Source organism: Butyrivibrio sp. MC2013 (assembly GCF_000424585.1).
In the GTDB taxonomy this organism is placed as follows: domain Bacteria; phylum Bacillota; class Clostridia; order Lachnospirales; family Lachnospiraceae; genus Butyrivibrio.
On record NZ_AUKE01000015.1, the window covers coordinates 1 to 26748 of the forward strand.

The window sequence follows — 26748 nt, forward strand, 5'->3', positions numbered from 1 at the left end:
AGCTTCAGTTTTTCTGTGTCTCCCATCTGTCGGAATCATCTCACCCGTCTCAGGATCTATCTTTCCGATAAGAGTACGCTTGGCCCGGCTCTGCTGTTTTTCTTTGTCCCAGTATGCCTTGGATTCGTAGACATAGGTTATTCCTGTTCGTTTATCAAGTTGTTTTATTATTCCCATGGGGGTGCTCCTTTCTGTAACATCGTTACGTTTATATTATATATCATAACGATGTAAAATGCAATAGAAAAACCCAAAAAAGTTAGATTTTTTCTGGGTTTTCTCAAATTTTCATATGTATTTTTATCGTTAGGTTAGAATGTCAAGTTAGGGTCTGAACAGTAACACTTCAACAGTTACTAATAACTTTTTGGATATATTTGCAAAAACTTGTTGACGTGGACATATAATGTCCGCTATATATGATAGTGTATTATCAGAAACAACAAACAAAGCTTTTTCAAGGTTCAGAAATGAATTTCAAGAAAGGAGGACGATCATGAAACACACGATGAATACTAACAACATAGCAACAATAGACAACAGGGGCATGATTGTCCGCCGTCTTTATTTCTAAAACTATTTCACACAAAGAAAAAAGACTGGTATGAGGACAAGACATTAAGCCTCTGAGGATTAGAGGTGTCTTTTTTGTACGCAAAAATGCGCAAGACACCTGCAATGGAGGTTTTATTTTGATACCAGTAAAAGGAAAATATTCAGATGCCATGATCATGTGCATGGGGGATATCGCTGACGGAAATGCCAGTCAGTATGCGATTGCCCAGGTACAGATGATCTGTGACACTGAGGCTGTAAAAGGCAGCAATATTGTAGTAATGCCGGATGTTCATCCGGGAAAGGTTGGACCTATCGGACTCACCATGACAGTGACAGACGCAGTTCTTCCTGCACTTATCGGAATCGACATCGGCTGTGGTATGAGCATGGTAAAGATTGGAAAGATCAGAAAGGATTTTCAGAAGCTCGATACCGTGATCAGAGACAACGTTCCGGTGGGATTCAAGGTAAGAAGCACTGTTCACAGGGACGCATTAGATTTTGACCTTGGAAGACTTAACTGCTTTAAGCACATCAGAGATGATAAGGCGCTGCTCGGCATTGGAACTCTTGGCGGAGGAAACCACTTTATTGAGCTCGATGCAGACGAGAATGGAGAGGGATATCTGATCATTCACAGTGGCAGCCGTCACCTTGGCAAGGAAGTTGCTGAGTATTACATGGATAAGGGACACAAGTATTTAATGGAGCATGGAAAAGAGGGTGTTCCATATGAACTTACTTACCTTACAGATGAGCTTCTTTCAGACTATCTTCATGATATCCAGGTGGTTCAGGAATACGCTGAGCTTAACCGTCATATCATCATGAAGGAAATCTGCAAGGGAATGAAGTGGAAGGTAACAGATGAAAAGAGCTGCATCCACAACTACATTGAGGAAACTACTGGAGCAGCTATCCTTAGGAAAGGTGCCATCTCCGCTAAGGAGAATCAGGAGGTGATCATACCAATAAACATGAGAGATGGCGTAATCCTTGGAATCGGCAAGGGAAACGATGAGTGGAACAGCTCAGCACCTCATGGCGCAGGCAGAATCTCATCTAGAGAAAAGGTATCTACCAGCCACACAGTGTCTGAGTTTAAGGCTTCCATGAAGGGAATTTACACAAGCTGCATCAGCAAGGACACACTTGATGAGGCACCATTTGCCTACAGGGATATCGATTACATTAGAGAGGCTGTTAAGGAGACAGTTGAGATCACAAAGCTCCTTAAGCCTGTATATAACTACAAAGGAGGGAATGCTTGAATGATGTTACAGATTAGCTCTGGAATGGGACCTGTGGAATGCAGAGTAGCCGTGGGCGGCATATTCAGAGCGTTACAAAAGGAATTCCCGGATATAGAGATGATTACAGGCGTGAAGGGAGAGGTAGAAGGAGCTTATACAAGCAGGATGCACTTAGAAAGCTTTCTGCAATTCTTAAACAGACAAACGTAGATAGTAAGGATAAACAGAAAAACAGTGCGTGGAGTAAACATTCTCAGATTGTTAGAGGTAATCCGGTGCGCATTTATGAAGGGGAGGGATTTACAAAGGTAAAATACTTACATTTAAAGACAAATGCTTCTATTCAAAATGGCTCTTTTAAAGAATATACTTGAATTATGGCAGAGAAGGGAGGGGAAATGAAGATAATAACACATACAGACGGCGACAAAAGTCTTCATGAGTATCAGCTTGGAAATAGGGTAATGTCTTTTACTGTGATCCCGGAGAGGGGCATGGACATTGGAGATATCTACTATAGAGAGGAGAAGATATCCTGGGACAAGGACAGATCCAGTCTCAAACATCCCGATAATGTGGATCTGAAGGCTGATGGAGGCTGGAACAGCGGCTTTTACTGCGCGGTGTCATCTCTGGGGCCTGAGGTCTTTGGTACCCCGGATGAAGTGAGGACTCCTCATGGTACCGGCGCATATTCCATGGCAGACATATCAGGGATCAGATTTACAGAGGATGGGGAAAAGGCCGAGATCTTTGGAGCTCTATATATTAAGGGCTATGAGGAGAAGCCTTCCTACTATAAAGAAGTGACGGTGACTGCGCCAAAGGGCAGGAGCTATATAGTACGCACCGAGTGCTTTACCAATCTCACAGATGAGAGGATCCCTTTTGACGCGGGCTTTCATATCCAGCTCTGCGGCAGGTCCTTTATGGAGGAGGGAGGCAGCTACCTGCTCCCTGTAAGGGATGACAGAATGCTCCTTAGGGACAGTGCTCCTTCCGAAAAAGATAAAAAGGAGATATATCCTGCAAATGCCATATGCAGCCCCATCAGATGTTATCAGTATATCCCTGAGGAAGTGGAAGGTATATTTGAACTGGAAGAAATGGAGGGCTTAAAAGAGCTCTTGGGAGACAATAAGCATTTCACAATAGAGTGCGTGGTAAATAAGGCAATGGACAAGGCTGCGTTTATCATAAGGCCGCTGGAAGAACTGCCCAGATCCCTGATGTGCAAGTGCGCAGAGGGCACAGCAATGTATGCAATAGAGCCCTGTATGACCAGACCCAATTCTATCAGGCAAAAGGAGATAGATGGAGAGCTCAGGTGGCTTGAGGGCGGTGAAAAGGGCCTGATACACCTTGCCGTAGGATTTGTGGAAGGAAAGGATAAGGTTGGATACCTGAAAAAGATAATAGAAAAGGCATATTAAATGAACTGGCTGCTCAAAATACTATTGGGCTAATATCAATTAATAGACCATATAAGACTAAAATGCTCCTTAACATGAAAACCTGGGTTAAGGAGCATTTTCAAAATATTTAAGTATATTGATGATCCATCATGTACGAAAACATGAGATAAGCAGTCTTTAATGAATCATGTCTGATACTGGCTTCTTCGACGGTGAGAAGCTTGTCTTTGATAATCTCAACGCCCATCTTACAAAGCTCATCTTCATCCAAAACTACCCCGTCCTTGCCCTCAGACCTGGCAAGAGCCTGGGCATCATCAGGTATATCCGCTGTGTTGGCAATAACTGCATCTATGGTATGGGGCAGCAGGTATTGCTCCAGGGTCCTGATATGATCTGAAACAGAGAAATTATCGGTCTCTCCCGGTTGGGTGATCATGTTGCAGACATACAGACATCTGGCACCTGACCTGGCTACAGCATCCCTGATCTCGGGAATGATGATGTTGGGCATGATGGAAGTAATGAGACTTCCTGAGCTGAATACTATAAGGTCGGCTTCTTCAATGGCTTTGATGACGGATGGGCTGACAGTGACAGGCTTATTGTAGCGGAGTTTCTTGATATGGCGCCTGGCCTTGGTGATCTGCTCTTCACCAAAGATATCCCGGCCTGTGTCATCGGTACCTATGAGCTCTACATTATCTTCTGTAAGGGGAAGGAGCCTGCCCTTCACATCCAAAAGGTCGCAGAGAATGGGAATGGACTCGGCATAGCTGCCATGCTGCTCCAAAAGGGCAGTCATGATAAGGTTCTTGATACTGTGACCGCCAAGGCTTGAATCAGTATCAAATCTGTATGAAAAGAGTTCCTTCACATTTCGGTCCTTGGCACTCATAGCCATCATAACCTTGGTCAGATCTCCTACAGCAGAAATATTGAATTCTCTTCGCAGCGCGCCTGTGCTGCCGCCGTTATCGGCTACAGAAACAACAGCAGTCACATTCCAAGGGAACTGGATCATGCCCTTTAATAGCTGCGACAAACCCGAACCGCCACCGAATATCACCACATTACCGGTCCTGTATCTCTCCATATAATACACCCCTCCATGTCAATAATACTCTAAATCTATTTTAATATACTTCCGATATAAATGATACAGGAGTCATAATTCCCTTTTTCCACATGCTTGCATGTGGGAAAAAGGGAATTCATGACCCTAACAAATATGAGGAAAAAAGCCTTTGAGCGAAGAGAAAAGGCGATTTCCGAATATTTGTAGAGCTGCGAGAATGGCAAAGCCATGGAGCAGCTCGTGTATCATTTATAAAGAAGAAGTCAGGAAAAGCGATTTTCCACATGCTTGCATGTGGGAAAAAGGGAATTTATGACCCTAACAAATATGAGGAAAAAAGCCTTTGAGCGAGGAGAAAAGGCGATTTCAAGGAGGCATGAGCCTATGTCAGCCGAGAGAAAATCCGCAAACAGCAAAAAGCGCTTCAGCATCAGATGGAAGATAATGCTCAGTATGCTCTTTATGTCCATGGCAACCTGCCTGGCCCTGGGCTTTATCACCTACCGGATGGTCGCGGATGCCTTTATGAGGACGGCTTCAAACAGCGCTTTGTCAATGGCAGAGATAACTGCAGAAGACCTGATAGGTGAGGATCTGGCTGCTCTTGAAGTGGGAGAGTCTGATACCGAAAACTATAAGAAAGCTTATGATGAGATGGCGAGCCTTTATGATAAGACTCACCCCAGAGCGCTCTATACCATAGGTGAAAGAAATGGGCAGATTGTCTATCTGGTAGATGTGTCTTCTGAAAATGAGCCTGTAGGTACTCCTGTAGAAGATGAATATCTTGAAGAATACAGGACTGCTCTTAATGCCAAAGCAGGCTACACAACAGGTGAGCTTCAAAACTATGACGGCCAGTATATCATCACTTCCTATGCTCCTATCTTTACTGATGCAGGAGAATTCGTAGGAAGCGTGGCATTTGACTATGTGGCTGATGAGCTGGCTAACACTCTGAATATGATCCTGATCACAATTGTGGTGATAGCGCTTATTATCATAGTGGCATCTGTTGTATTCGCCATATTGGTATCTAAGGGTATCACACTTGGTATCAACAGAGTCAATAGCAAGCTGGTAGATCTGGTATCCAATAACGGCGATCTGACCCAGAAGGTAGAAGTGACTTCCAATGATGAAGTCAGGGATATAGCAGAAAATATCAATTCCCTTCTGGACTATATCAGAAGCGTAGTTACCAGTATCTCGGATAATACCAATTCTCTGTCAGGCTCTGTAAAAGTGGCACTGGACAGCACAATCAGGACCAATGACGAGCTGTCTAATGTCTCTTCAGCTATGCAGGAGATGACAGCGGCCATGGAAGAATCCTCTGCAAATCTCCAGCAGATACAGAATGCTACTTCAAATGTTGGTGATAATATAACCGAGATGAACAGTAGGATCATGGACGGCTCCCAGTATGCAGATGAAATGGAGCAAAGAGCTATCGGCATGCAAAAGGATGCAGAGATCCAGACAAAAGAGGTGGAGCAGAAGGCCAATGAGATGTCGGAATCTCTTAAGAACAGGATAGCCGAAGCTGCTAATGTAGAGAATATATCCACTCTTACGGCAACGATCCTGGATATTGCAGCTCAGACCAATCTCCTGTCCCTGAATGCTTCCATTGAGGCCGCAAGAGCAGGAGAAGCAGGTAAGGGCTTTGCGGTGGTAGCAGGTGAGATCTCAAATCTGGCTACTAACTCTTCAAATACAGCCAAAGAGATCCAGGAGATCAGTGACAGTGTAATAGGAAATGTACGAGGCCTGGCAGAAGAAGCTACTGAAATGGTAGGCTTTGTAAGAGAAAAGACTATCGGCGGTTATCAGAAGCTTAGGGAGACGGGAGATCAGTATCAGCAGGATGCAGCATCCATGTCAGAGATGCTCAGGGTCATCAAGGAGAAGTCCGATGATATTGAAAGGTCCATGTCTGAAATGACTGATTCTGTAAACGGAGTGGCCAAGGCTGTTGAAGAAAGTGCCAATGCTGCAACAGCGGTGGCACAGAGCGCAGCTCAGATGACTGAAAATATGAATGAAAATACAACAGTTGTTAACGAGAATTCTGAGATCGCAGAAAGACTGACAGGTGAAGTTGGCAGGTTTATCTTCTAACCTGTTCAGTCATGCTGGGGTGTCGGCTCCGTCGTTTTGATAGCGTATAAAGACAGATTATTTATGAACTAAATATATTTAAATAGTAGGCAGTGCGTTGTCTTTCCCGCACTGCCTTTTTTGTGTTATCATGTGATTGGCGAAAATCAAAGGGAAGGGGAGTAAATGCATAAAAATCTTAAAAGACTACAGACATTATATATATCGCTTTTAACCCTGACTTTGGCAGGCTGTTCATCTGCTGATGCATCCGGGATCCAGGAAGTGGGAGTAACTGCCAAGATCTATGATGAGGATGCGGCAGCAGCGTCTATAGCTGCGGCTGATGATAGCGGTGATCAGACTGATGGCGATGATATAGCTGATGATCAGATAGATGCTCAGACAAATACTACTGATGGCTGGGAGAGCGAAGAAGCTGATGATACACAGGGGGATGCCTCCCGGGAAGATGGTGATCAGGATAGCGCAGGTCAGACTAAAGCCGGAGATACTTTTACTGTTGAAGGCGCTTACAAGGTCTTTTATGTAAAAGGTGCCATGGCAGTGGTATCTGAAAAAGATTCTAAGGATGACGACTCCATGGAGCAGGCGGATGTGTCCGGAGGAGCATCCATAGAGCTAAAGGCTGAAGACAAGAAAGAGGAGAAGGCTGACGAAGCTTCTGACAAAACTGAGGCTCAGCAGGAAAAGACCGGGGAAGAAGAAGCTCCTGCTGCTGTAGAAGTGGCAGAAAACTGCTGGGGCATCGATGTATCTTCTTATCAGGGCGTTATCAACTGGGAAAAAGTTGCTTCTTCAGGCGTATCTTTTGCTATAGTAAGAGCAGGATATCGTTCCAATGACGGTGTTCTCCATGAGGATGCCAATGCCAGGTATAATCTTCAGGAAGCATCCAAACACGGCATCAAGCTTGGAGCCTATTTCTTTTCCAGGGCAGTCTCAGAAGAAGAGGCCATCCAGGAAGCAGAGCTGGTAAAGGATATACTTTCGGGCTATTCCATAACCTATCCTGTTGCCTATAACTGTGAAGGCTATGCCAAAGAGACCAGCAGGCAATACGGCTTGTCAGTAGAGGAGAGGAGCCGTTTTGCCAGGACTTTCCTGTCTACTCTGTCATCTGCAGGCTATAGTCCCATGTTCTATGCATCCAGAAATGAGCTGAGCCAGGGCCTTTGGGATACCCAGGGGCTATCCTCTGTGGCCAAGATCTGGCTGGCCTATTATCCATCTGACAGCTCAGACAGAGACCCAGGTTATTCGGGAGCCTATGCTATGTGGCAGTTCACTTCCAAGGGAAGGGTGGATGGTATAAACGGATGCGTTGATGTGGACAGATCCAGCTTTAATTATTCGGGTTCTGCCAGGAGAAAAGGAGAAAATGCAGCTCCTGAAGTTGCTCCAAATATGGAATCGGGTATGGACTTTACGGAGTGCAAGGACAGGATCACAGCCCTTGACGAAGTGAATCTCAGAGACAGGCCCAGCACTGCAGAGGGTTCTGTTATAGTATGTACTATCAGAAACGGAGATGTCATTACAAGGACAGGCTACAGCACCACAAGCGGCTGGAGCAGAGTGCAGGTAGGAGAAAAGACTCTCTACTGCGTGACAAGGCTACTGGAAACAGTAGAAGAATAGTATAGAGGATCCCTATAAGAGATCATCAAATATCAGTAAATGAATAAAGGTGGAGGAAAGATATGTTACAGCAGGTATCAATATACGCAGAGAATAATAAGGGTGTATACAGAAGGATCACAGGTCTCCTTTCAGAGAATGGTATCAATATTCTGGGATCTGTGACCAATGACAGTGCAGAGTACGGAATCGTAAGAATGGTGGTATCTGATTCTGAGCTGGCTAAGAAGGTATTGTTGGAAGCAGGATATATGTGTAAGACAGCACCGGTACTTGGCATAGAAACAGAGGACAAGGTCGGTGAACTTAATAAGCTCCTTACTGTCCTCTATGATGCCAATATCAATGTTAATTATACCTATCTGTCTTTTAACCGTGAGTCAGGCAAGCCTATCATGGTGATCCACACAGAGGGAATATATGAAGTTGAGAATATCCTGACAAGCCAGGGATTTGTATCTGTATAAGATAATGATCAATTGAAACCAAAGAGCTTCTGGGCCGCATAGTATAGGATGATCTGTATCCTGCGGCCGGCTCTTCCCGGCATTGCCAGGAAGTTGCCAAAAAAGCCTCTGCGGATCCTCTTATAAAACCAGGGGTATTCGGACCTGATCCAGCCCCAAAGTTCTTTCTTTTTTCTAAGATTCTCCGGAGTGCCTGATTTGATCAGAAGGATGGAGGATACTACTGTTATGATCTCCATGTAATTGTACATATACTGGCAGAGATGTTTGTTGATATCTCTTACCTTGCGCAGATCAGTGCCCATGAGCATCAGCTTGTTGACCCTGATCTGCTGGTCTATACGGGATATCATAACGGATTCCTGGACCGACTGATCATCTCTTCCTATGAAATAATGATAGAAATTCACAGGCAGGTAATACATGGTCTTTACGTAGGGCAGGGGCGTATATACAAAGAGATTGTCCACATAGAAGGTATGTGTAGGGAGCTCCAACCCTGACTGGACAAGCACCGCTGTCCTGTATATGACAGAATGCATGAGTATATACTGACCCTTGCGAAATCTTCTGGCATCGTCCCAGCCTATTTTCTTTCCGGCAGGAAGGGCGAAGGTGTATTTCATGACCTTCTTGTGGATACTGCCTACTTTGTCATAGACAAAATTGGAGATCATCATATCCACGCTGTCACCTTCGTCATGGAAAAGAGAAAGGAGCTTCAGGATCTGAGATAGCGCCTTTTCATCTACCCAGTCGTCGGAATCCACTACCTTAAAATATGGGGCTAGAGCATTATGGATACCTGTCATGACAGCGCCTCCGTGGCCCTTGTTCTCCTGATGGATGGCTCTTACTATGCCGGGATAAGCACTTTCAAGCTCTCTTGCTATATCCAGGGTCCTGTCCTTAGAACCGTCATCTATTATCATGATGTCCATCTGTTCTCCGCCGGAGACCAGAGTTTCAACACAGTGGCGCATATAATCCTGAGAATTGTAACAGGGGATTGCCACACTGAGCAGTTTTTCCATATCTTTCCTTCCTATCGGTTAATTTTTGAAATATTCTGTCGATATATAATCTGAATTGGTAAATATATTTTCCGGTTCCCTTCTCCGGATGGTTCGTGTCAAACTGGTGGCGCGGGCTGTCCGGCTTCTTTGTGCCCCAAAATGTGCAAGGATGATCCTGTTTGCAAAAGGAGCCGGTAAAGCCAGGTTAATCCATAGCCTTTTTGATAGCATCCAGCAGTTCTTCATAGGTCTCGAAGGCAGGAAGTTCAGGATGAGCTTCTTTGATGGAATCGGGAGACTTGAAGAGGAAGCCTGCTTTGCTGGCTGTGATCATTCCAAGGTCATTGTAGCTGTCGCCGGAAGCTATGGTCTCGTAGCCAATGGACTGCAGAGCCTTTACTGTAGTGAGCTTACTCTGCTCGCATCTCATCTTAAAGCCTGTGATCTCACCGTTTTTGGCTACTTCCAGGCTGTTGCAGAAGATGGTGGGCCAGCCCAGCTTTTTCATAAGGGGCTTTGCAAATTCCTGGAAGGTGTCTGATATGATGATAACCTGTGTAAGTGATCTGAGCTCGTCCAGGAATTCTTTTGCACCGGGCATGGGATCAATGGTTGCTATTGTGTCCTGGATCTCCCCTAGTCCCAGGCCGTGCTCCTTAAGAATGCCCAGACGCCATTTCATCAGCTTATCGTAATCGGGTTCATCCCTTGTGGTCCTTGTGAGCTCAGGGATTCCACTGGCTTTGGCAAAAGCAATCCAGATTTCAGGTACAAGTACTCCTTCAAGATCGAGACAAGTTACATACATAGGTTCGTTCTCCTTTGCTATAATATAAGTATAAGAATGTCCTTAAAGTCCTAAACAGTATAGCAGAAAAATGATAACTGTAAAATAAAGCTTGTTAACCTTATAACACGAGGTGAGGGTATGAGCTGGAATATTCATTTTGAGATCGCTTCTGTAGTGATATCCGTTCTCCTTTTGGCTTCTTATCTTCAAAAGAAGCATCTGCCTTTTCGCGCCTGGCACTACTTTAGCTGGATCATGTATACGCAGCTGGCTACCTGCATTGTAAATATCCTGGCCTGTATTTTTCTGGAAGTAAATGACGTCATACCGGTTCCTGTATTATATCTTGTGAATATGCTCTATTACCTCTTCTTTTCCATGGAGCTATGGAGCTTTGCCATCTATACCATGGCCATGACGGGTAGGAGCCTGTCTATCAGTAAGAAGAGATGGTTTCTTTTTGCCATGCCATTTACTGTCATATATATTATTGTATTGACCAGTCCCTTGAATAAGATCCTCTTTAGCATCAGCAGTGAGGGTGAATTTATCAGAGGAAAATATTTCCATCTGGTATGGGGAAGCTTTTTGGCCTTCTATTCCCTGGTATCCATTTCCTATGCCTGGTTTTACAAGCACGTGATACCCCCAAGGCGCCTGATCTATACTGTGAGCTTCTGGGTGCTGGCAGTATCCGGAATGCTGATACAGGGCTTTTTGATGGGGGATATACTTATTGAAGGGCTCTTTAACTCTATGGCTATAGTGGTCATCTATTTGGAGATTCAGAATCCATATATGTATATGGACTGCGAAACTGAGCTCTATAACCAGTGGGCGCTGGGCGAAGTGTTGGATGAGAAGCTCCGCTACAAGATGCCCATAGGCATGGTATGCGTGACCATAGATAACTTTGTGATGCTGGAGAGCATATACGGCAGGCCCGCTTTGATGCAGGTGGTACATAGCATTGGTATGGATCTGCAAAAGAATATTCCTGAATATGATGTCTTTTATATGCACAGGGGGCGATTCGGGCTGGTATCCAGAAATAAGAAAACAGAGACGCAGGTAGACGAGGATGAACTCCTTATCAGAAAGACCTTCTCCAAGCCCTGGATATTGGAATCAGTCAGTGTGCTCTTCAGGTTTACCATGGTAAGGATCCCTGTGGAGATCGAGAAGAAGAGCATCAGAGAGATATTTGAAGTCATCAATCGCCAGAATGAAAAGGCTGATAAATTGACAATAGGCACGGCTACGCTTTATACGAACAAGGAGACCTTTGAAGAGGTCAGGACCTATTTTGACAGAGAAAGCGCTGTAAATAAGGCCATAAGAGAGAGCAGCGTGGAGGTGTATTATCAGCCTCTTTACAGTGTGTCTCAGCAGAGGTTCATAAGCGTAGAAGCACTTGCCAGGTTAGGAGACAAAGATATAGGCCCTATTGCTCCTGATGATTTCATATTCATTGCAGAGCAAAATGGCACCATCGACCTCTTGGGAGCTCAGATATTTGAAAAGGTATGTGCCTTTATCCATGATAACGAGATGTCGGATCTGGGTATAGATACAATTGCGGTCAATCTCTCTCCTGTACAGTGCAGAAATGAACGCCTTCCCGGCATGCTCAGGGAGGTCATGGAACGTTATCAGGTAGACCCTTCTATCATAGTATTTGAGATCACGGAGTCTGCGGCTGCAGACCAGGCAGTGCTGTCCGAGATGATGAATATCATGGGAAGTCTGGGCTGCAGATTCTCCCTGGACGATTATGGTACAGGATATTCCAATCTGATCAATCTCCTGGAGCTGCCCTTTAAGGCTATCAAGATTGATAAATCCATAGTTTGGTCCTACTTTGGCGGGGATGCGGATGTACTGCCCGGTATCATGAATACCTTTAAAGGTAGGGGATTGGAAATAGTGGCAGAGGGCATTGAGACCAGGAAGATGGCAGATGAACTTACCAAAATGGGCTGCGATCATCTTCAGGGCTTCTATTACTCAAAGCCTCTTCCCGAAAAAGAGCTTAAGAGCCTTCTCTATAATGACAGGAGAAAGAAAGCCATAAAGGACCTTATGTAATGACAGGAGAAAGAAAGCCATAAAGGACCTTATGTAATGACCACATAGAAAAAGCCTCCCTGATATGAAGTTCTTTAAGAAAAGAATTTATATCAGGGAGACTTTTTTGTCTTTATAAATATATGGGTTTTATTTGTTCCTGAGTGCTTTCATCTCCTTGATCAGGAGCTTCTCGTATTCCCCTGCTGTCATGGGATAGTAGAGGAGATTGCCCTGGGCATATCTGCCGCCCAGTTCCTTGAGGTTGCTAAGCTGTGTGGCTGTTTCTACGCCTTCTGCGATAACAGGTATCCCTGCCTTTGCGCCCATTTCCAGGACTATCTTGAGAGGACTTATGGTACCTTCGGATCGGAAGGAAGCATCGATATAGTCCTTGTGCATCTTGATGGCATCAAAACGTGCTCCGGTCATTGAGTTGTAGCTGCCAAGTCCGCTGCCGCTGTCATCAAGGTATACCTTGAGACCTGCTTCACGCATCATGACAACCTGGTCACTGATGGTATCGGGATCATCTGCCCAGGTCTTGCTGGAGAGCTCTACTGCGAGGAGCCCCGGATCCAGGTCGTATCTTGAAGCGAGCTTGATCAGCATATCTGCCACATTTACAAAGTGAAAGTCTACTGCAGATACGTTCATGGAGCAGGGAAGGGGCCTTACGCCTCTGTCTATAAGGCTTCTTTGCCAGCTGCAGATCTGTTCCCAGAATCTCACGTCAAAGGCCAGGATATATCCTGAATCTTCCAAAGGCTCAATGAAGCGCTCTGCTTTTAAGAGCTGGTCATCTTTTTTCCATCTGATAAGCGTTTCTGATGACACTACTCTGCCTGTTGTGATATCAACAACAGGCTGCAGATAACAATGGAATTCTCCGCCTGAGAGACCTTCCTGGATATCAAGCAGCTGGACCTTGGGCAGACTCTCATCGGGCCTAAAGCCGTCTGCGCCATAGATGTTGACATGCTTTCTGTAGTCTTCCCTGATGGTAGAGAGTGCGATGAGGGCTTTATCATGCATGGCAGTAAAGCTCTCGTCGCTCTTACGCGTATGATATATACCTATTGATGGAGCAAAGCCGCCTCGCATATTGTAGGATTCAAGGTTCTGGGATATGGCAGCCGCAAAGGCATAAATATCCCTGTATTTGTCAGGGATGGTACCGATAAGGCAGTAATTGTCACCGCCAAGGTATGCTGATTTGCCATGCATCTCTTCGGCAGCCTTGGATACAATATTGCCTGTCATAGCCAGGATCTTGTCGCCTTCGCTCCTGCCAAAGGTATCATTGTAAAGGCGCAGATGCCCAAGGTTGACCGCGGCTACTACAATATCAGAGCCGGGGCGTCTGGTGCTTAGCCAGTCTTCTGCAGTCTTTGTAAAGCTCCTGTTAAGGTCCAGTTGCCTTTGGGCTATATAGTCATTGGACTGCTCGCTAAGTTCTTCTGTTACCTCTTCTCTGGGCCTTTGCTCTGTGATATCTCTAAGAGAGGCGATGAGTACTATCTTACCTCCGTCACGCCTGATCATGGATACCTGTTCCTCTACCCAGCACCAGTAGCCGTCTACGGTGAGGCTCCTGTATTTGAATATCATGGCTTCGCCGCCGCTCTTTTCAAAACCGGTGATAAGGGAGGACAAATTCCAAAAGTCCAGGTATTTGAGCTTATCACTTGGATGTACACATCTGTCCGCATACTCATGAAGCCTTGTAGAGAAGATGCCCTCTTTGGCTCTTCCCCCTCTTCCCTCATATTTATGGGGGATGCAAAAGAGTACGCGATAGCCATCCTGCTGAGGATAGACCTCCAGTACTTCATCGGCCCTGGCGGTGGCACTGGCTTCGTTTTCTGCATCAAAGCTCTTATAGGAAGACCTTTTATCCTTGTACATCAGATCATCTGCTATGGCGCGCAGACTCTCAAAATCGCCGTCATAGGCATCTGTGTAGGCGACGCCTATAGCAACGCCCACTTCTGCATCCTTGAAACGCTGCCTAAGGAGCTGTTCGCCGGCTTCTACAAAGTCGGGATCAAGACCGCTGATGATGACCAGAAATTCATCGCCGCCTATCCTGTAGATGGACTCCGGAGGAAAAACATCCTTCATGCATCCGCAGGCTTTGATCAGGAATCTGTCCCCTGCTTCGTGTCCTTCGTTATCATTGATCTCCTTCATGCCGTTAAGGTCGGCAAAGAGGATCATGAGACTGGCGCCAAGGGGGAAGGTGGAAATATTCTTGGTAAGGGCGTTGCGGTTGGCAACTCCCGTCAGCTTATCTGTAAAACCGATATCCTTTAATTCTTCAATGGTGGAATGGGATTTATGGATATTGCCCATCATATTGTAGAGGCCCTGGAAGATGGCAGCGGCCTGATGGATCTTGTCGAGAGGCGGATCTGTGGCGATCCAGAAGCCCAGATCTTCGCCCAGATAATCAAAAGAGCCTGTGATCATGGATGAGCAGTTCATGATCCTCAGCTGGCTGTGGAGCTCGGGATGCTCCTCTTTGATGCTGTCTATATTCTCTATAATGGTGACAAAACCCGCCTTATGGATCTCGATCCAGGGCATCATGTCTATCCAGTTCATGTTCTGAAAATTGTTCTTTATGGGAGTTACTTTATCAGAGCACCATTCAACGGTGCAGGAGTATGTATCATCCTCTGCTCTTTCAAAAGTGCAGACTCTGCGGCAGCCAAAAAGATCTCCCAGATAAGCCGGAAGGGCATCCAGGAAGCCGTCTTCCACATCTCTCCATACAGAGTGATATTCTATTCCGCTTTTTCCTTTAGGCTTAAATCCAAACACGGCATCCCTCCGAAACTAAACAATTCATACTCTTAGTATATCGGAGGAATGCCGTATGTGTATTAGGATATAGAAGCTATATGCTCTTGTTGATATCTTTGATAAAAAGCTCTTATATGCTGCGACCTATCAGGGATTGATATTGATATTGCCGTATTCGCCTGAGAAGTATTTGTTGTACATATCCTGGAGGGTGTCAATCTCTTCCTGGGATAGTGACTCCTTGGCATATTTGGCAGCGGATTTCATGTCGCCTTCTGCGGCATATTCGCTGATCCTTTCAATGGTCTCTGAATTTGCGTGATTGTCTATGATCTGACTGATAGCTTCCTTGTCTTCTTCTTCAAAGCTATCAATCTTTGCTTCCACTTCCTGGCTGCTGATGTCGATACCGGTGGAGGTTATGGCTTTTTCGATGACTTCGGCTGCGACCTTTTCACCCACGTAGCTTACTGCGGCTTTTTTGATGTGCCCCCAGGCTACAAAAACAAAGAGGAATGCGATCACTGCGATGATGACCAATACTGTTAATATTTTAAGTATTACTGAACCTGCTGATGAATGCTCTGATCTGCTCATTATTTATCTGTCTCCCTGTTAATTAATATGCTATTATCTGTATAAACCTTTCTTATAATAACACTTTTTAAGCAAATAATGTGTTCAGATAATATCTTGTAATTCCCAAAGGACAAAAAATAATGAGCTATATCGAAGTAAGAAATCTAAAGAAAAATTTTGTGGTCAAAAAGAAAAGAGAAAAAGGAAAGCTTTTACGGGAAAAGGAAACGGTAAAAGCTTTAAAGGATCTGTCTTTTTCGGTTGATGAAGGAGAACTTGTAGGCTATATAGGCCCTAACGGAGCAGGTAAGTCCACTACAGTCAAGATCCTTTCCGGGATCCTTACCCCTGATGATGGAGAGGTATCAGTTGGTGGTATTGTTCCATGGAAGGAGAGAAAGAGGCATGTAAAGAATATAGGCGTAGTCTTTGGCCAGCGCAGCCAGCTCTGGTGGGATGTTCCGATCATAGATAGTTTCAAGCTATTAAAGGATATATATAGGATCCCTGATAAAGCATATGAGGAGAGGCTGGGAGAGCTTATCCTGGCCCTTGATCTTGAGGATTTTATCAGGACACCTCTTCGTCTCCTTAGCCTGGGACAAAGAATGAGAGCAGAGCTTTGTGGATCTCTCCTCCACAGGCCAGGGCTTCTCTTCCTTGATGAGCCTACGATAGGGCTTGATGCCGTGAGCAAGCTTGCTCTTCGGGATTTCCTGAAGTGGGAAAACAAGGAATATGGCACAACCATAATGCTCACCACTCATGACATGGAAGATATCGCGGCTCTTTGCTCAAGAGTGATGGTGCTGGGACATGGTCAAAAGCTTTTTGATGGCAAGCTCCCTGACCTGCTTGAACGCTTTGATACAGTGCGCAATGTCAGTGTGAAATATGCAGATGGGGATCCATGCCTTAAGCTTCCGGAAGGAGTAATGACTAAGAAGACAGAAGACGGGCTTGAGCTTAGCTATGAGCCTGCAAAGCTTCCTACAGCACAGCTCCTTTCTATCCTGCAGGATGCAGGAAATATAAGAGAGCTTACACTTCAACCGGAGAACACAGACCATCTGATCGCAGCTATGTACAAGGAGCTTGATCTATGAGATCTTATATTTCTGTTTTTAAAATGAGGTTTCGTATGGAACTTCAATATCGTGGCGCCATGATCGGAGGAGTATTGTGTCAGATGTTCTTTGGTCTTGTACTTGTTGCGCTATACAGGGCTCTTTATGAAGGGCATCCCCAGTCTGTTCCGGTTGAGAATGTTGTAACTTACGTATGGCTTCAGCAGGGCTTTTTTAGAATGATACTGGCATCTGATCCGGAGCTTTTGGACAAGATCAGGACAGGAGATATTTCCTATGACATGTGCCGTCCTGTAAATATGTATGGATTTTACTATGCCAGGATCATGGCTCTAAAGCTGACAGGGAGCATCATGCGGGCGGTACCTATGTTTGTAATGGCATTCCTTCTTCCAAAGGGATGGGGGCTTAGCCTTCCCGCATCACTGTTTTCATTTCTTGCAGCGATACCGGCACTTATGCTTGGGCTTTTATGTGTGTGCGCCATTGAAAATATTACTGTTGCTTTTACCATGATCACATTAGATCCAAGGGGGATACAGGGCCTTCTTAACCTTCTGATGATGATCCTATCCGGAAATATATTGCCCCTTACTCTTTTTCCGGATAGCTGGCAGAAGGTGATAACACTGTTTCCCTATGCTCAGCTCCTGGATGCGCCTATCAGGATATACACGGGTGATCATGGACTTGAAAGTATACTAGGAGTATATATGCTCCAAGGAATATGGATAGTCCTGCTTCTTGCGTTTGGCATATATATGTGGGAACAAAACAGGAAACGAATGATAGTGCAGGGAGGATAAGGGGTGAATACACTCAGGTTATACATAAGATCAATGGGAATGCTTCTTAGAAGTCATTTGCAATATACCAGTTCGTTTATTATGCAGACTATCGCCCAGCTTGTTATGGAGGGTGGTGAGATGATGGCAGTCATCCTTATTGTTGACAGATTCCAAAGTCTGAAGAGATGGACAGGGGGCAATCTTTACTTCTTTTTTGGAATGATGGCTGTATCGTTTTACTTTACGGAATTGTTTGGAAGGGGAATAACAGGAGATTTTCCGTCTATGGTCAGGTCGGGGCGCCTTGATACCTTCCTTGTAAGACCAAGAGGAGTGCTGACCCAGGTCATGTGTGCAGGGGCTGATCCAAGAAGGATAAGCTGTATTGCAGTGGGAATAGTGGCGCTTATCATAGGTAGTGATCTTTCAGGGATAGTATGGAGCCCTTTGAAGGTGTTGGTTCTCATAGAAGCTATAGTCATGAGCTGCCTTCTTATTCTGGGACTTTTTATGATAGAGGCTATTTTCAGCATCTTTAGCGTAAAGTCAGTAGAGCTGGTTAATGCGATCACTTACGGTGGAAGAAGTGCCTGCCAGTATCCGATAGATGTATTTCCGCTGGCTCTGAGGATGCTGTTCACTGTTGTGGCTCCCTTTGCATTAACTCTCCATGTACCTGCTTCATGGATACTGGGCAAGCCTCTTTATGGATGGCCGTGGTGGTCTGCGATTGTCACTCCCTTTTCAGGCGTGATGGTATTTGGGTTTATGAGCGTCCTCTTTCACCTGGCGCTGAGACATTACAGATCAACAGGGAGCTGATCTTTGTTCAAAAAAACCAAAGCTCTTGCAGCTTTGGCTTTTTTATAAAAACAGGTACAGATGTCAGAGTTGATTCCTTTCTGATAACTACACTTTTATGGCAACAAAAAGAGCGATAGACGGGACTCGAACCCGCGGTCTCCACCTTGGCAAGGTGGCGCTTTACCAACTAAGCTACTATCGCATAAAGAAAAATATTTGATTGTCTGTCGTCTCTATCAATCGTGACGACGAAAATTATAATACCGCATAGAGAAATATGTGTCAATAGCTTTTTGGAATAACAGAGATTTTTTATTTCTGGGTTTGAGACAATTTAAATATGTGATTTTTAATCGTTAGGGTTGTGCGTCAAGCTAGGGTCTGACCTGTAACAAAACTGCCGCAGTTTGTCGGAAAATCGGACATAAAATGTAGACATAATGAGCATGTGGGACTATAATACAAAACTGCTGGGAGAGAAATCATGCATGAAAGATTAAAAGAAGCAAGGAAATATTTAAAAATGTCGCAGGCATTTGTTGCGGAACAGATGCAACTTTCAAGACCTACGATAAGTGCAATTGAATCCGGACAAAGAAAAGTATCTACGGAGGAACTTGCAAGATTTTCTGAGCTGTATGGAATCAGCGTGGATGAATTGATGTATGGAAAGATTTCGACAAAAGAGCAGATAGATAGTTTTGCAAGAGCGTTTGCTGAGTTATCAGAGATTGATCAAAGGGAGATAATGATTTTGATCAATTTTAAGCGCAAGTATAAAACTGTAAACACATAAGCTTATCTGGCATATAAGGCCGGGGAGGTATATTAAAAGTATATTGCCAGGTCTGGAGATCAGATATATGAGAGATTATTCTGTTGATGATGTTAGAAGCAACTTTGCTTCAAGCAGTATTGATCAAATTACAGTCGGAGTATGTGATGATGAACATTATGTTCATGATTTGGTTGATAAGATTATTATGAAGTATGCTAAGGAGAAGCATATTGAAGTTTTTATCGAGCATTTTTTGACGGCTGAAGAAGTGCTTGATTATTGCAAGGAACTGGATGTTTTGCTTCTGGATATTGATATGCCAGAAATGGACGGAATAGAAGTTGGGCATAAACTGAGGAAGCGAAATGTTGATTATAAAATCATAATGCTGACGGGGCGTGAGGATCGTTTTAGAGAGGCATTTGAAATTGAAGCCTATCGCTTTGTAACAAAACCAATAGATGAAAAAAAACTCTTTACTGCTATAGATGATGTCAGGGATAATAATCAACTTAATCGTAAAGTTTTGGTGTTTAGGGACGGCGTTCAATACAGCATTCCTCAAAAGGAAATTCTATACGTAGAGGCAAATCGGTCATCAACACTTATATTTACAGTAAATGCAGAGTTTAGAAGCGAACAGACTTTGGCAGAATGGTCAGATATGCTGGATTCTAAAGCATTTATTCAATGCCATAAATCTTTTGTTGTGAATATGGGTAAGATTGATGCTTTCCATGATAGTTATATATTGATGGTAAATGGAGATCGTGTGGCTGTATCAAGAAGGCTTCGGAAGGTATTAATGAATGCTTACATGATATATGATACGAAATGGAGATAATGGTGAGAACGGAAATTGTATTAACTAATATAATCATGCTTTTTGAATTTCTTTCCTTGTTTTATGTAGTTTTTCGAAGAGAGTTTAGAAAGCGGTCACAACAAAGGTTTTTTTGTATAGCTACGTGGGTATTACTTTGGGGCATAGCAATGATGGCAGGATTTGATTGGCAGAGTTCGATTGTCGGTCCGGTTCCTGCTTTTTTTCTGATATACATCTTGCTAATATGGATATTGTTTGACTTATCTATTAAAGAGACAATTTTGTTAGGACTTGCTAATTGGCTGATTTTATCCATAGTAGAGGAGAATGTTATTATTACGATACAAACATTATACAAAATCGAAGAGCGGAATCTTGATGGGATAATAATGTTTGTTATATCTTGTGTGATATGGGGATTTTATTTTATAAAACGGAATAATTATAATGATAAGGCGTTTAATTTGCCAATTAAAATTTGGATATTGTTGGACGTGATAATGATTATTTTGATGGCAATGCTCTCTTTCTTCGCATACGTAATCGTAACAAAGATACCAGATGGTAAGATGAGTTCTATAGGACAAGTTTTGTTATTATTTGGAGGAATTCTAATAATAGTTCTTTTACTTGTGTTTGTGTATTATTACAGTTCTTCTTATGAATATAGAATTCAAAAAGAAATAATGGAGATGCAGGTAAGACAGCAAAGGGAATACTTTGAACGTCTTTTGGAACGGGAAGAAGATACTAGGAAATTCAGGCATGATATTTTAAATGATTTGCTTGAATTACAAAACTACTGTGAAAAAAATAAATGCCAGCAGATGAGACAATATCTTGGAAATCTTACTGGTGTTGTTACTCAGATCAGTAAAAAAAACTATGATGTTGGAAATAGTACAGTTAATACTATTTTGAATTATTACTTAACACCGATAAAAGATAGGTATGTTGTAGAAATAAATGGTATGCTTCCAGATAAAATATCTGTAGATGACAGGGATATATGCATAATCTGTGCCAACATTATCAGAAATGCTGCAGAAGCTGTAAGCAGAACTGATAACGGTAAAATATGGGTAAATATTGAAAACGGGAAAAGCTACCTGCATTTCCAGGTGGAGAATACCTTTGAGGGTGAGATTGATATAGATAAGAACGGGATACCCACGACATCTAAAGATGACAAGCATAATCATGGGATTGGAATCCGAAATGTCTGTGAGATAGTGCATAAAAATGGAGGCATATGTGATTTTAAAGCGGAAAACGGACAATTTAAGTCTGACATATTTATAAAACTTTGACCGTTCGCTGGGATATAAGACCACTCGCAGGGAAACGTATTGAATACCGTGCATATGTGTAATAGACTACCAATTATTGAGGTTGGAAGTCTATTTTTTTTGACTTCAATAAAAGTTGTATTAGTTTGATTTTAATATTTAGTCTTTGAGTGATTTTTTTGAAAGAATAGTAATGCTAGTTTATAAATTGTCCAAGTTAAAATGGAGGGATGGATTAGTGAAAAAGTGGACTCGTCACTTGTTGCTATTAGAGAATGATGATCAGATTATTATAGGAAATAAACATAGATGCACATATCTAAAAATCAGTAGGGAATGCTATGACATTTTGATAGATATTGTAAAAAAAAATATTAACAAAAAAGATTTTCCAAAAATATTTGAAAAAAATGACGATGCTAATTATTTTTTTGAATTATATGAATTATTAATAGAAAAAAATATATTAGTTGATTCGGATAATAGTGAATTTATTGAAAAAATAGAGGTGCAGTGGGAAATAACCAATCAATGTAATTTGTATTGCAAACACTGTATTGCTAATGCGGATGTTACAAAGATTTCTGATGTTGACAAAAAGAAAGTTTTTGATTTGGCTGATAGAATACTACAATTGACTCCCGAAAGCCTTACAATTACGGGAGGCGAACCTATGATGTTGCCATTTTTCTTAGAAATATCTCAATATTTGAAGCATAAATGTGGAGGTATTTTAAATCTTATGACAAATGGTACCTTTATTACTGAGGAAAACGCAAAAGTAATCTCAGGAATATATGACAGGGTTTTCATCAGTGTTGATGGAGTGGACGAAGAAACATGCAGCGTTATTCGAGGGAAGGGTGTTTTTAGAAAAGTATTATTTGCAGTGGAGTGTTTAAAAAAGGCAGGTGTAAAAGAATTATCATTATCAATGGTACTGACCACGGATAATAAACAATACAAAAAGACTTTTGAGGATTTATGTGAGAAAATGGAAGTTGTTCCGTTATTAAGGTCTTTTGCAGCAGAAGGAAGAGGTGAAAAACATAAGGAGTGGTATATCTCAAGCGAAGAATCAAAAGAAAGTGAAATATCAAGGGCTCAGCAGGATTATATTTGTAAAATTAAAAGCAAACAACCAATACTGGAATTTGGCGCTTGTGATGGAAGATACGGCTCCTTTGAAATCAATCAGAATGGTGATGTTTACTTGTGTGCAGCAATGAGTAATCAAGAAGTACTTTGCAATCTAATGGAATTTGAGGGGGAAATCAGGGAATTTTTCTATGCCGAGAAATATAAAAATACACAAGCATATAAGAATTTTGAAAAAAAAATGCCTGAAAATTCTTATAGATGTAAAGATTGTAATGTTCGGTATTTCTGTTGGCACTGCCCGTTTATAAATGATCAAGCTGTTACGAATGATAAATTCTTTGAACAGCGTTGTAAATATAATAAAAAAGATTTAGCGGCAGCAATCTGGGGGGAAATATAATGGATATTACTTTTTGGGTCACTCAAGATTGTAATTTAAACTGTGCTTATTGTTATAACCGTACAGGAAATAATATAAAAAAAGAATATATGACCAAAGAAGTGGTTGATGATACGCTAAGTTTTTTTTCAGAACTTAGAGCTTGGAAAGAGGCGAACACTATCTATCTAAATTTTCATGGTGGAGAACCATTGATGAATACGGAGATAATAGAATATGTGATATCTAAGTTAAATAAGGGCAAAATGCATAGGAATGTTGTATATGGAATGACAACAAATGGTACGATTTATGGGAGTAAACAGAAAAAGGTTTTAGAAAAAATTGATAACCTATCAATCAGTTTGGATGGAAATAAAGAAATCCATGATAAATATAGATTGTTTGAAAATGGTAGTGGAACGTTCGAAACTGTAATTAGTAACGCTAAAGAAATTCAAAAGACAAAAAACATTAGGATAAGGATTACTGTGACAAAACACACAATAAAAAAGTTATATGAAACAGTGGTTTTTTTGATTGATAGTGGGTTTAGAAATATTGTTCCTGTGTTGGACATGTATGATTCTAACTGGGAAGATGTTTGTGAAGAAGATATTATAAATCAATTTAGACTAATAAAACGTTATTTGATTGATAATAGTCTAAACGATGTTGATGTGGGATGGATTTCATCAAATGAATTAACACCAAAAGGAGATTGTGATGGTGGAAAAACTAATTTTCATATAGTGCCTAATGGTGAGATTTATCCATGTCTTATAACAGTAGGGGATGTTGAATGGAAGTTAGGTAATGTTAAAACTGGATTAGATCACACTAAGATTGATAGGATACAGAAAATGAATAAAGTTCAGATAGAGAATTGCAGGGGATGCGCTATATATCGCTATTGTCCCAGTTCTAGATGTAAATTAATTAATAAAAAAATAACAGGAGATTATTTTTCTGCAAGCAAAATTACATGTATTGAAAGTAGGCTCTCTATAGAATTGTGTCAGTAACGGTTATATGTATTAAAGAAAGATAAAAGATGGAGGTATCGTATGATGAAGATTAAGAAGGTAACTAACAAGATTAAGCTCGACAGAAATGTTAAGGCAGAAGATGCTTATAAATGCAATCATGACTGTATTGAATACTATTATTCCGGCAATACAGCAAAAGATGGATGTAGACAGAGACATAAGGTTACAGCTAAGACGGCAACCATTTGGTAATATATAACTTGTAACTATTAATTTGCACAGAAAAATATCTTTCTTTAATACTTATATAATATGAAATCAGTAAAAATAGCACTTATAGATAGTGGAATCAAAAAAGAAGCATTGCCTTTATTCATAAACAAAGAAAATATTGAAGAGGGATTTGCTATACATGGAGATTCAAAAGATTCTATAAGAATCACGCAGTGCCGTCCAGAAGATAATAATGGACACGGCACTGCGTGTGCTATTACAATAAGCAGAATTGCACAAAATACAAAAATTATTCCTATTTCGATATTAGGCAGAGACGGACGATGCAGCATAGAACAACTGATAGCAGCACTACATTTAGCTCAAAGCATAGATGCCTCAATCGTTAATATGAGTTTAAGCTCTAATGACTTGAGATATAGTCTATTATTAAAAAAAGAAATTAACGCATTAAAGGATCAAAATAAAATATGCATATCTTCAATATCTAATGATAGATGGCTTAGTTTTCCGGCTTTGTTTAATAGTGTAATCGGAGTTAAAGGAAGTAGTGCTATATTTAATCTGGGATTTGGGTATAATAAAAAAAAAATTCAAGCAATTGCGAGTGGTGCGGCGGAATTACCGCAATTTCACATAGGCGAAACGAATTTTTTCAGAGGGAACAGTAGAGCAACTGCAATTGTATCAGGGATAGTTGCAAGCGCGATGGAAAAAAAGCAGATAAAAGAGATGGATATTGAAGGATTTCTTATCCGCAATTCGTGGGATGATAATAGCCTGATGGAACCAATGAAAGATTGTAGGGACAGAGCTTTAGTAGATGGTGTATATGTGTGTATAAGTGAATTAATTAAAAAAAATAAAATACACGCTAAATTATACAAGGATGGGATGCTGTCATACATTGGGAGCCCTATAGAGGATTATTATAAGATAATTCTCTCTTTAGAAAAGTTTTTTGGATGTAGATTATTTGAAAAATGCATAGTATATAGGATGTATTTCGAAAGTATTTATTCATTGAGTACACTGGTGGGGAACGCTATATTAAATGAAAAAAAATGTGAGAAAAATAATAAGATTTGACAATAGTAATAAGCTTATTTTCTTTATTCTATTGTTGTTGTCTGTAATTCAATCAGCAGCTATTCCCTTCGTAATGGTTGATTTCATTGATGTTATCGGTGAAGCTAAATCAATGAAAGAACTTTTGTATCTTGTTAGTGTATATTTTTTTCTAATGATATTTGGAATGATATTAGATGTTGTTTTTGAGTATTATGCATCTTTAGAAGAATTTAAGTATTCACAACGCTTACGATATGAGGTTCAAAATGAGCTGTTCAGGAAAAATGGTGATTATTTCGAAGATGAAAAAGCGGGGGATTTATTGTACATAGTTAGCGACGACACAGCTAAAATTGCAAGTTTCATATATAAATCATATGGTGCAATAATGTCTTTTTTACAAGCAATAGCTATTTTAGTAGTGTTGGTTTATTACGATTTTAAGCTCGCAACTATATTGATAATTATGATTCCAGTCACCATATTGATTCAAAAAAACTTTGAAAATAGATTACATGAGGCTGCCATTGAAAACAGAAACGATTACGGAGATACCAATGCATTAACGGAAGAGTTTGTTTCAAATGCAGTTGAGATGATAGCTTCTGGCTATAAAAAATATTTCTTGGAGAAATATATCAATCAAAGTAAACGCTTACTTGAAAGCTTCAGGCGACTAACTATTGCCAATATTATGTCTAATCAGCTTCTGCAATTAGTGACCATGATGTTTTTTGCATTGATTACATGTATAGGAGGATATCATGTTTATACTTCAAAAATATCGATTGGAGTATTAATTGTTTTTTTTCAATATTGTCCCAAATTTATTGGACCATTTGAGAATATAGTTCTTTTAAGAGTGAGTTATAACATGATTAGACCATCTATGGAAAGAATAGCATATATATTCGAAAATGACTGTGAAGGAAAGGGAAACATTGGCCACATAGATGAAATATTGTTCAAAAACGTTGATTTTCAATACGCTTCAGGAAAAACGGTCATAACAAATTTCAATTATTGTTTTAAGCACAACAAGAAATATCTGATTTGTGGTCAAAGTGGTAGCGGGAAATCAACCATCTTTAATTTGGTCATGGGATTAAGAAGTCCTAATAAGGGTACGATAATTATAAATGGTAACGATCTTACTGGATTAAACAAAGAATTATATAGATCAAAAATAGCTATAGTATCGCAGAAATCTTTTTTGTTTCATGACACCATTTTTAATAATCTGGTGTCCAATTATAATGTATCAGAGGATAGAGTTATGAGTGTCTTGAGACAAGTTGGTCTTTATGAAATGGTAAGTGGGTTACAAGATGGATTAAACACTGTTTTAGGAGATGATGGAAAAAACATATCAGGTGGACAACGACAGAGATTGGCAATTGCAAGAGCTCTTCTGAAACCGTCTGATGTAATTATATTTGACGAACCGACATCTGCTCTGGATAAAGAGAATGAGGAGCTAATCTCAAATACAATTAAAGGGATTGAGAATAAAATAGTTATTATAATTTCACATAGTGAGTGTTTTGCAGATTGTGTAGATGAAACTTTATGTATAGGAAATTAGAACTATTAAATAATCAAATT

At 41.3% G+C, this 26748-nt stretch carries 23 protein-coding genes and 1 tRNA gene; 18 read left to right on the top strand and 6 right to left on the bottom strand.

Annotated elements, in window-relative coordinates:
- Positions 1-731 precede the first annotated feature (731 nt).
- From G636_RS0109830 to G636_RS18090, 3 genes are all read left to right on the top strand, one after another.
- Entirely contained in the window at positions 732-1829 is a 1098-nt protein-coding gene (locus tag G636_RS0109830) for an RtcB family protein (protein WP_196803086.1), read from the top strand.
- The gene (locus G636_RS20895; RefSeq protein WP_026507916.1) at positions 1830-2021 is read left to right on the top strand and encodes a hypothetical protein; all 192 of its coding nucleotides are present in this window, start codon (positions 1830-1832) and stop codon (positions 2019-2021) included.
- 188 nt (positions 2022-2209) lie between these two features.
- Complete coding sequence (locus G636_RS18090; protein WP_051226848.1) at positions 2210-3244, top strand: DUF4432 family protein; 1035 nt, start codon at positions 2210-2212, stop codon at positions 3242-3244.
- 109 nt (positions 3245-3353) lie between these two features.
- Here G636_RS18090 and G636_RS0109845 read toward each other — a convergent pair whose 3' ends face one another.
- Entirely contained in the window at positions 3354-4322 is a 969-nt protein-coding gene (locus G636_RS0109845; protein ID WP_035779427.1) for a gluconeogenesis factor YvcK family protein, read from the bottom strand.
- Positions 4323-4688: 366 nt separating this feature from the next.
- Here G636_RS0109845 and G636_RS0109850 point away from each other — a divergent pair, with 366 nt between their 5' ends.
- The 3 genes from G636_RS0109850 to G636_RS0109860 all read left to right on the top strand — a co-directional run bounded on the left by G636_RS0109850 (position 4689) and on the right by G636_RS0109860 (position 8536).
- Positions 4689-6428, top strand: a complete 1740-nt coding sequence (locus tag G636_RS0109850; RefSeq protein WP_196803081.1) for a methyl-accepting chemotaxis protein — start codon at positions 4689-4691, stop codon at positions 6426-6428.
- Between the two features lie 165 nt (positions 6429-6593).
- Positions 6594-8069, top strand: a complete 1476-nt coding sequence (locus G636_RS18095; RefSeq protein ID WP_051226850.1) for a glycoside hydrolase family 25 protein — start codon at positions 6594-6596, stop codon at positions 8067-8069.
- A 62-nt stretch (positions 8070-8131) separates the two neighbouring features.
- The gene (locus G636_RS0109860; RefSeq protein WP_026507919.1) at positions 8132-8536 is read left to right on the top strand and encodes an amino acid-binding protein; all 405 of its coding nucleotides are present in this window, start codon (positions 8132-8134) and stop codon (positions 8534-8536) included.
- A gap of 8 nt (positions 8537-8544) precedes the next feature.
- Here the strand turns inward: G636_RS0109860 and G636_RS0109865 are convergent, their stop codons facing one another.
- A complete protein-coding gene (locus G636_RS0109865) occupies positions 8545-9570 on the bottom strand; it encodes a glycosyltransferase family 2 protein (protein ID WP_035779429.1) in 1026 nt (341 codons plus the stop codon).
- 187 nt (positions 9571-9757) lie between these two features.
- Complete coding sequence (thrH, locus tag G636_RS0109870; RefSeq protein WP_026507921.1) at positions 9758-10360, bottom strand: bifunctional phosphoserine phosphatase/homoserine phosphotransferase ThrH; 603 nt, start codon at positions 10358-10360, stop codon at positions 9758-9760.
- Between the two features lie 120 nt (positions 10361-10480).
- On the opposite strand from thrH, the gene G636_RS0109875 reads away from it, so the two are divergent.
- Positions 10481-12430, top strand: coding sequence for an EAL domain-containing protein (locus tag G636_RS0109875; RefSeq protein WP_026507922.1), 1950 nt, complete (start codon positions 10481-10483; stop codon positions 12428-12430).
- 129 nt (positions 12431-12559) lie between these two features.
- Here G636_RS0109875 and G636_RS0109880 read toward each other — a convergent pair whose 3' ends face one another.
- Both G636_RS0109880 and G636_RS0109885 read right to left on the bottom strand, forming a co-directional pair.
- Entirely contained in the window at positions 12560-15235 is a 2676-nt protein-coding gene (locus tag G636_RS0109880) for an EAL domain-containing protein (RefSeq protein WP_026507923.1), read from the bottom strand.
- A gap of 129 nt (positions 15236-15364) precedes the next feature.
- Complete coding sequence (locus G636_RS0109885; RefSeq protein ID WP_026507924.1) at positions 15365-15814, bottom strand: hypothetical protein; 450 nt, start codon at positions 15812-15814, stop codon at positions 15365-15367.
- 122 nt (positions 15815-15936) lie between these two features.
- Between G636_RS0109885 and G636_RS0109890 the strand changes: the two genes are divergently transcribed.
- Genes G636_RS0109890 through G636_RS0109900 form a run of 3 tightly spaced genes read left to right on the top strand, consistent with a single transcriptional unit; the run spans position 15937 to position 18494 of the window.
- Positions 15937-16902, top strand: coding sequence for an ABC transporter ATP-binding protein (locus G636_RS0109890; RefSeq protein WP_026507925.1), 966 nt, complete (start codon positions 15937-15939; stop codon positions 16900-16902).
- 35 nt (positions 16903-16937) lie between these two features.
- Positions 16938-17690 (top strand): ABC transporter permease, encoded by a 753-nt coding sequence (locus G636_RS0109895; RefSeq protein WP_155832371.1) that lies wholly within the window; start codon positions 16938-16940, stop codon positions 17688-17690.
- A 3-nt stretch (positions 17691-17693) separates the two neighbouring features.
- Positions 17694-18494, top strand: a complete 801-nt coding sequence (locus G636_RS0109900) for an ABC transporter permease (RefSeq protein WP_081668363.1) — start codon at positions 17694-17696, stop codon at positions 18492-18494.
- Between the two features lie 111 nt (positions 18495-18605).
- Here G636_RS0109900 and G636_RS0109905 read toward each other — a convergent pair.
- A tRNA-Gly gene (locus G636_RS0109905) sits at positions 18606-18678 on the bottom strand.
- 282 nt (positions 18679-18960) lie between these two features.
- Here G636_RS0109905 and G636_RS18100 point away from each other — a divergent pair.
- The 8 genes from G636_RS18100 to G636_RS0109945 all read left to right on the top strand — a co-directional run bounded on the left by G636_RS18100 (position 18961) and on the right by G636_RS0109945 (position 26728).
- The gene (locus tag G636_RS18100; RefSeq protein ID WP_035779433.1) at positions 18961-19272 is read left to right on the top strand and encodes a helix-turn-helix domain-containing protein; all 312 of its coding nucleotides are present in this window, start codon (positions 18961-18963) and stop codon (positions 19270-19272) included.
- Between the two features lie 67 nt (positions 19273-19339).
- A complete protein-coding gene (locus tag G636_RS0109915; protein ID WP_026507928.1) occupies positions 19340-20098 on the top strand; it encodes a LytR/AlgR family response regulator transcription factor in 759 nt (252 codons plus the stop codon).
- A 152-nt stretch (positions 20099-20250) separates the two neighbouring features.
- On the top strand, positions 20251-21390 hold the full coding sequence (locus G636_RS0109920; RefSeq protein WP_196803082.1) for a sensor histidine kinase: 1140 nt from the start codon (positions 20251-20253) through the stop codon (positions 21388-21390).
- Positions 21391-21607: 217 nt separating this feature from the next.
- A complete protein-coding gene (locus G636_RS0109925; protein ID WP_196803083.1) occupies positions 21608-22870 on the top strand; it encodes a radical SAM protein in 1263 nt (420 codons plus the stop codon).
- Complete coding sequence (locus G636_RS0109930; RefSeq protein ID WP_026507931.1) at positions 22870-23874, top strand: radical SAM/SPASM domain-containing protein; 1005 nt, start codon at positions 22870-22872, stop codon at positions 23872-23874. The genes G636_RS0109925 and G636_RS0109930 overlap by 1 nt, the downstream gene beginning before the upstream one ends.
- A gap of 42 nt (positions 23875-23916) precedes the next feature.
- Positions 23917-24090 (top strand): hypothetical protein, encoded by a 174-nt coding sequence (locus G636_RS20320; RefSeq protein ID WP_155832372.1) that lies wholly within the window; start codon positions 23917-23919, stop codon positions 24088-24090.
- Positions 24091-24150: 60 nt separating this feature from the next.
- Entirely contained in the window at positions 24151-25161 is a 1011-nt protein-coding gene (locus G636_RS0109940) for a S8 family serine peptidase (RefSeq protein WP_026507932.1), read from the top strand.
- On the top strand, positions 25127-26728 hold the full coding sequence (locus G636_RS0109945) for an ABC transporter ATP-binding protein (protein ID WP_026507933.1): 1602 nt from the start codon (positions 25127-25129) through the stop codon (positions 26726-26728). Before G636_RS0109940 ends, G636_RS0109945 begins: the two co-directional genes overlap by 35 nt.
- Positions 26729-26748: the final 20 nt, after the last annotated feature.

Coding starts and splice junctions, on each gene's coding strand:
- G636_RS0109830 (WP_196803086.1), top strand. CDS start 732: ATGTGCATGGGGGATATCGCTGACGGAAATGCCAGTCAGTATGCGATT.
- G636_RS20895 (WP_026507916.1), top strand. CDS start 1,830: ATGATGTTACAGATTAGCTCTGGAATGGGACCTGTGGAATGCAGAGTA.
- G636_RS18090 (WP_051226848.1), top strand. CDS start 2,210: ATGAAGATAATAACACATACAGACGGCGACAAAAGTCTTCATGAGTAT.
- G636_RS0109845 (WP_035779427.1), bottom strand. CDS start 4,322: ATGGAGAGATACAGGACCGGTAATGTGGTGATATTCGGTGGCGGTTCG.
- G636_RS0109850 (WP_196803081.1), top strand. CDS start 4,689: ATGTCAGCCGAGAGAAAATCCGCAAACAGCAAAAAGCGCTTCAGCATC.
- G636_RS18095 (WP_051226850.1), top strand. CDS start 6,594: ATGCATAAAAATCTTAAAAGACTACAGACATTATATATATCGCTTTTA.
- G636_RS0109860 (WP_026507919.1), top strand. CDS start 8,132: ATGTTACAGCAGGTATCAATATACGCAGAGAATAATAAGGGTGTATAC.
- G636_RS0109865 (WP_035779429.1), bottom strand. CDS start 9,570: ATGGAAAAACTGCTCAGTGTGGCAATCCCCTGTTACAATTCTCAGGAT.
- thrH (WP_026507921.1), bottom strand. CDS start 10,360: ATGTATGTAACTTGTCTCGATCTTGAAGGAGTACTTGTACCTGAAATC.
- G636_RS0109875 (WP_026507922.1), top strand. CDS start 10,481: ATGAGCTGGAATATTCATTTTGAGATCGCTTCTGTAGTGATATCCGTT.
- G636_RS0109885 (WP_026507924.1), bottom strand. CDS start 15,814: ATGAGCAGATCAGAGCATTCATCAGCAGGTTCAGTAATACTTAAAATA.
- G636_RS0109890 (WP_026507925.1), top strand. CDS start 15,937: ATGAGCTATATCGAAGTAAGAAATCTAAAGAAAAATTTTGTGGTCAAA.
- G636_RS0109895 (WP_155832371.1), top strand. CDS start 16,938: ATGGAACTTCAATATCGTGGCGCCATGATCGGAGGAGTATTGTGTCAG.
- G636_RS18100 (WP_035779433.1), top strand. CDS start 18,961: ATGCATGAAAGATTAAAAGAAGCAAGGAAATATTTAAAAATGTCGCAG.
- G636_RS0109915 (WP_026507928.1), top strand. CDS start 19,340: ATGAGAGATTATTCTGTTGATGATGTTAGAAGCAACTTTGCTTCAAGC.
- G636_RS0109920 (WP_196803082.1), top strand. CDS start 20,251: ATGGCAGGATTTGATTGGCAGAGTTCGATTGTCGGTCCGGTTCCTGCT.
- G636_RS0109930 (WP_026507931.1), top strand. CDS start 22,870: ATGGATATTACTTTTTGGGTCACTCAAGATTGTAATTTAAACTGTGCT.
- G636_RS20320 (WP_155832372.1), top strand. CDS start 23,917: ATGATGAAGATTAAGAAGGTAACTAACAAGATTAAGCTCGACAGAAAT.
- G636_RS0109940 (WP_026507932.1), top strand. CDS start 24,151: ATGAAATCAGTAAAAATAGCACTTATAGATAGTGGAATCAAAAAAGAA.
- G636_RS0109945 (WP_026507933.1), top strand. CDS start 25,127: ATGAAAAAAAATGTGAGAAAAATAATAAGATTTGACAATAGTAATAAG.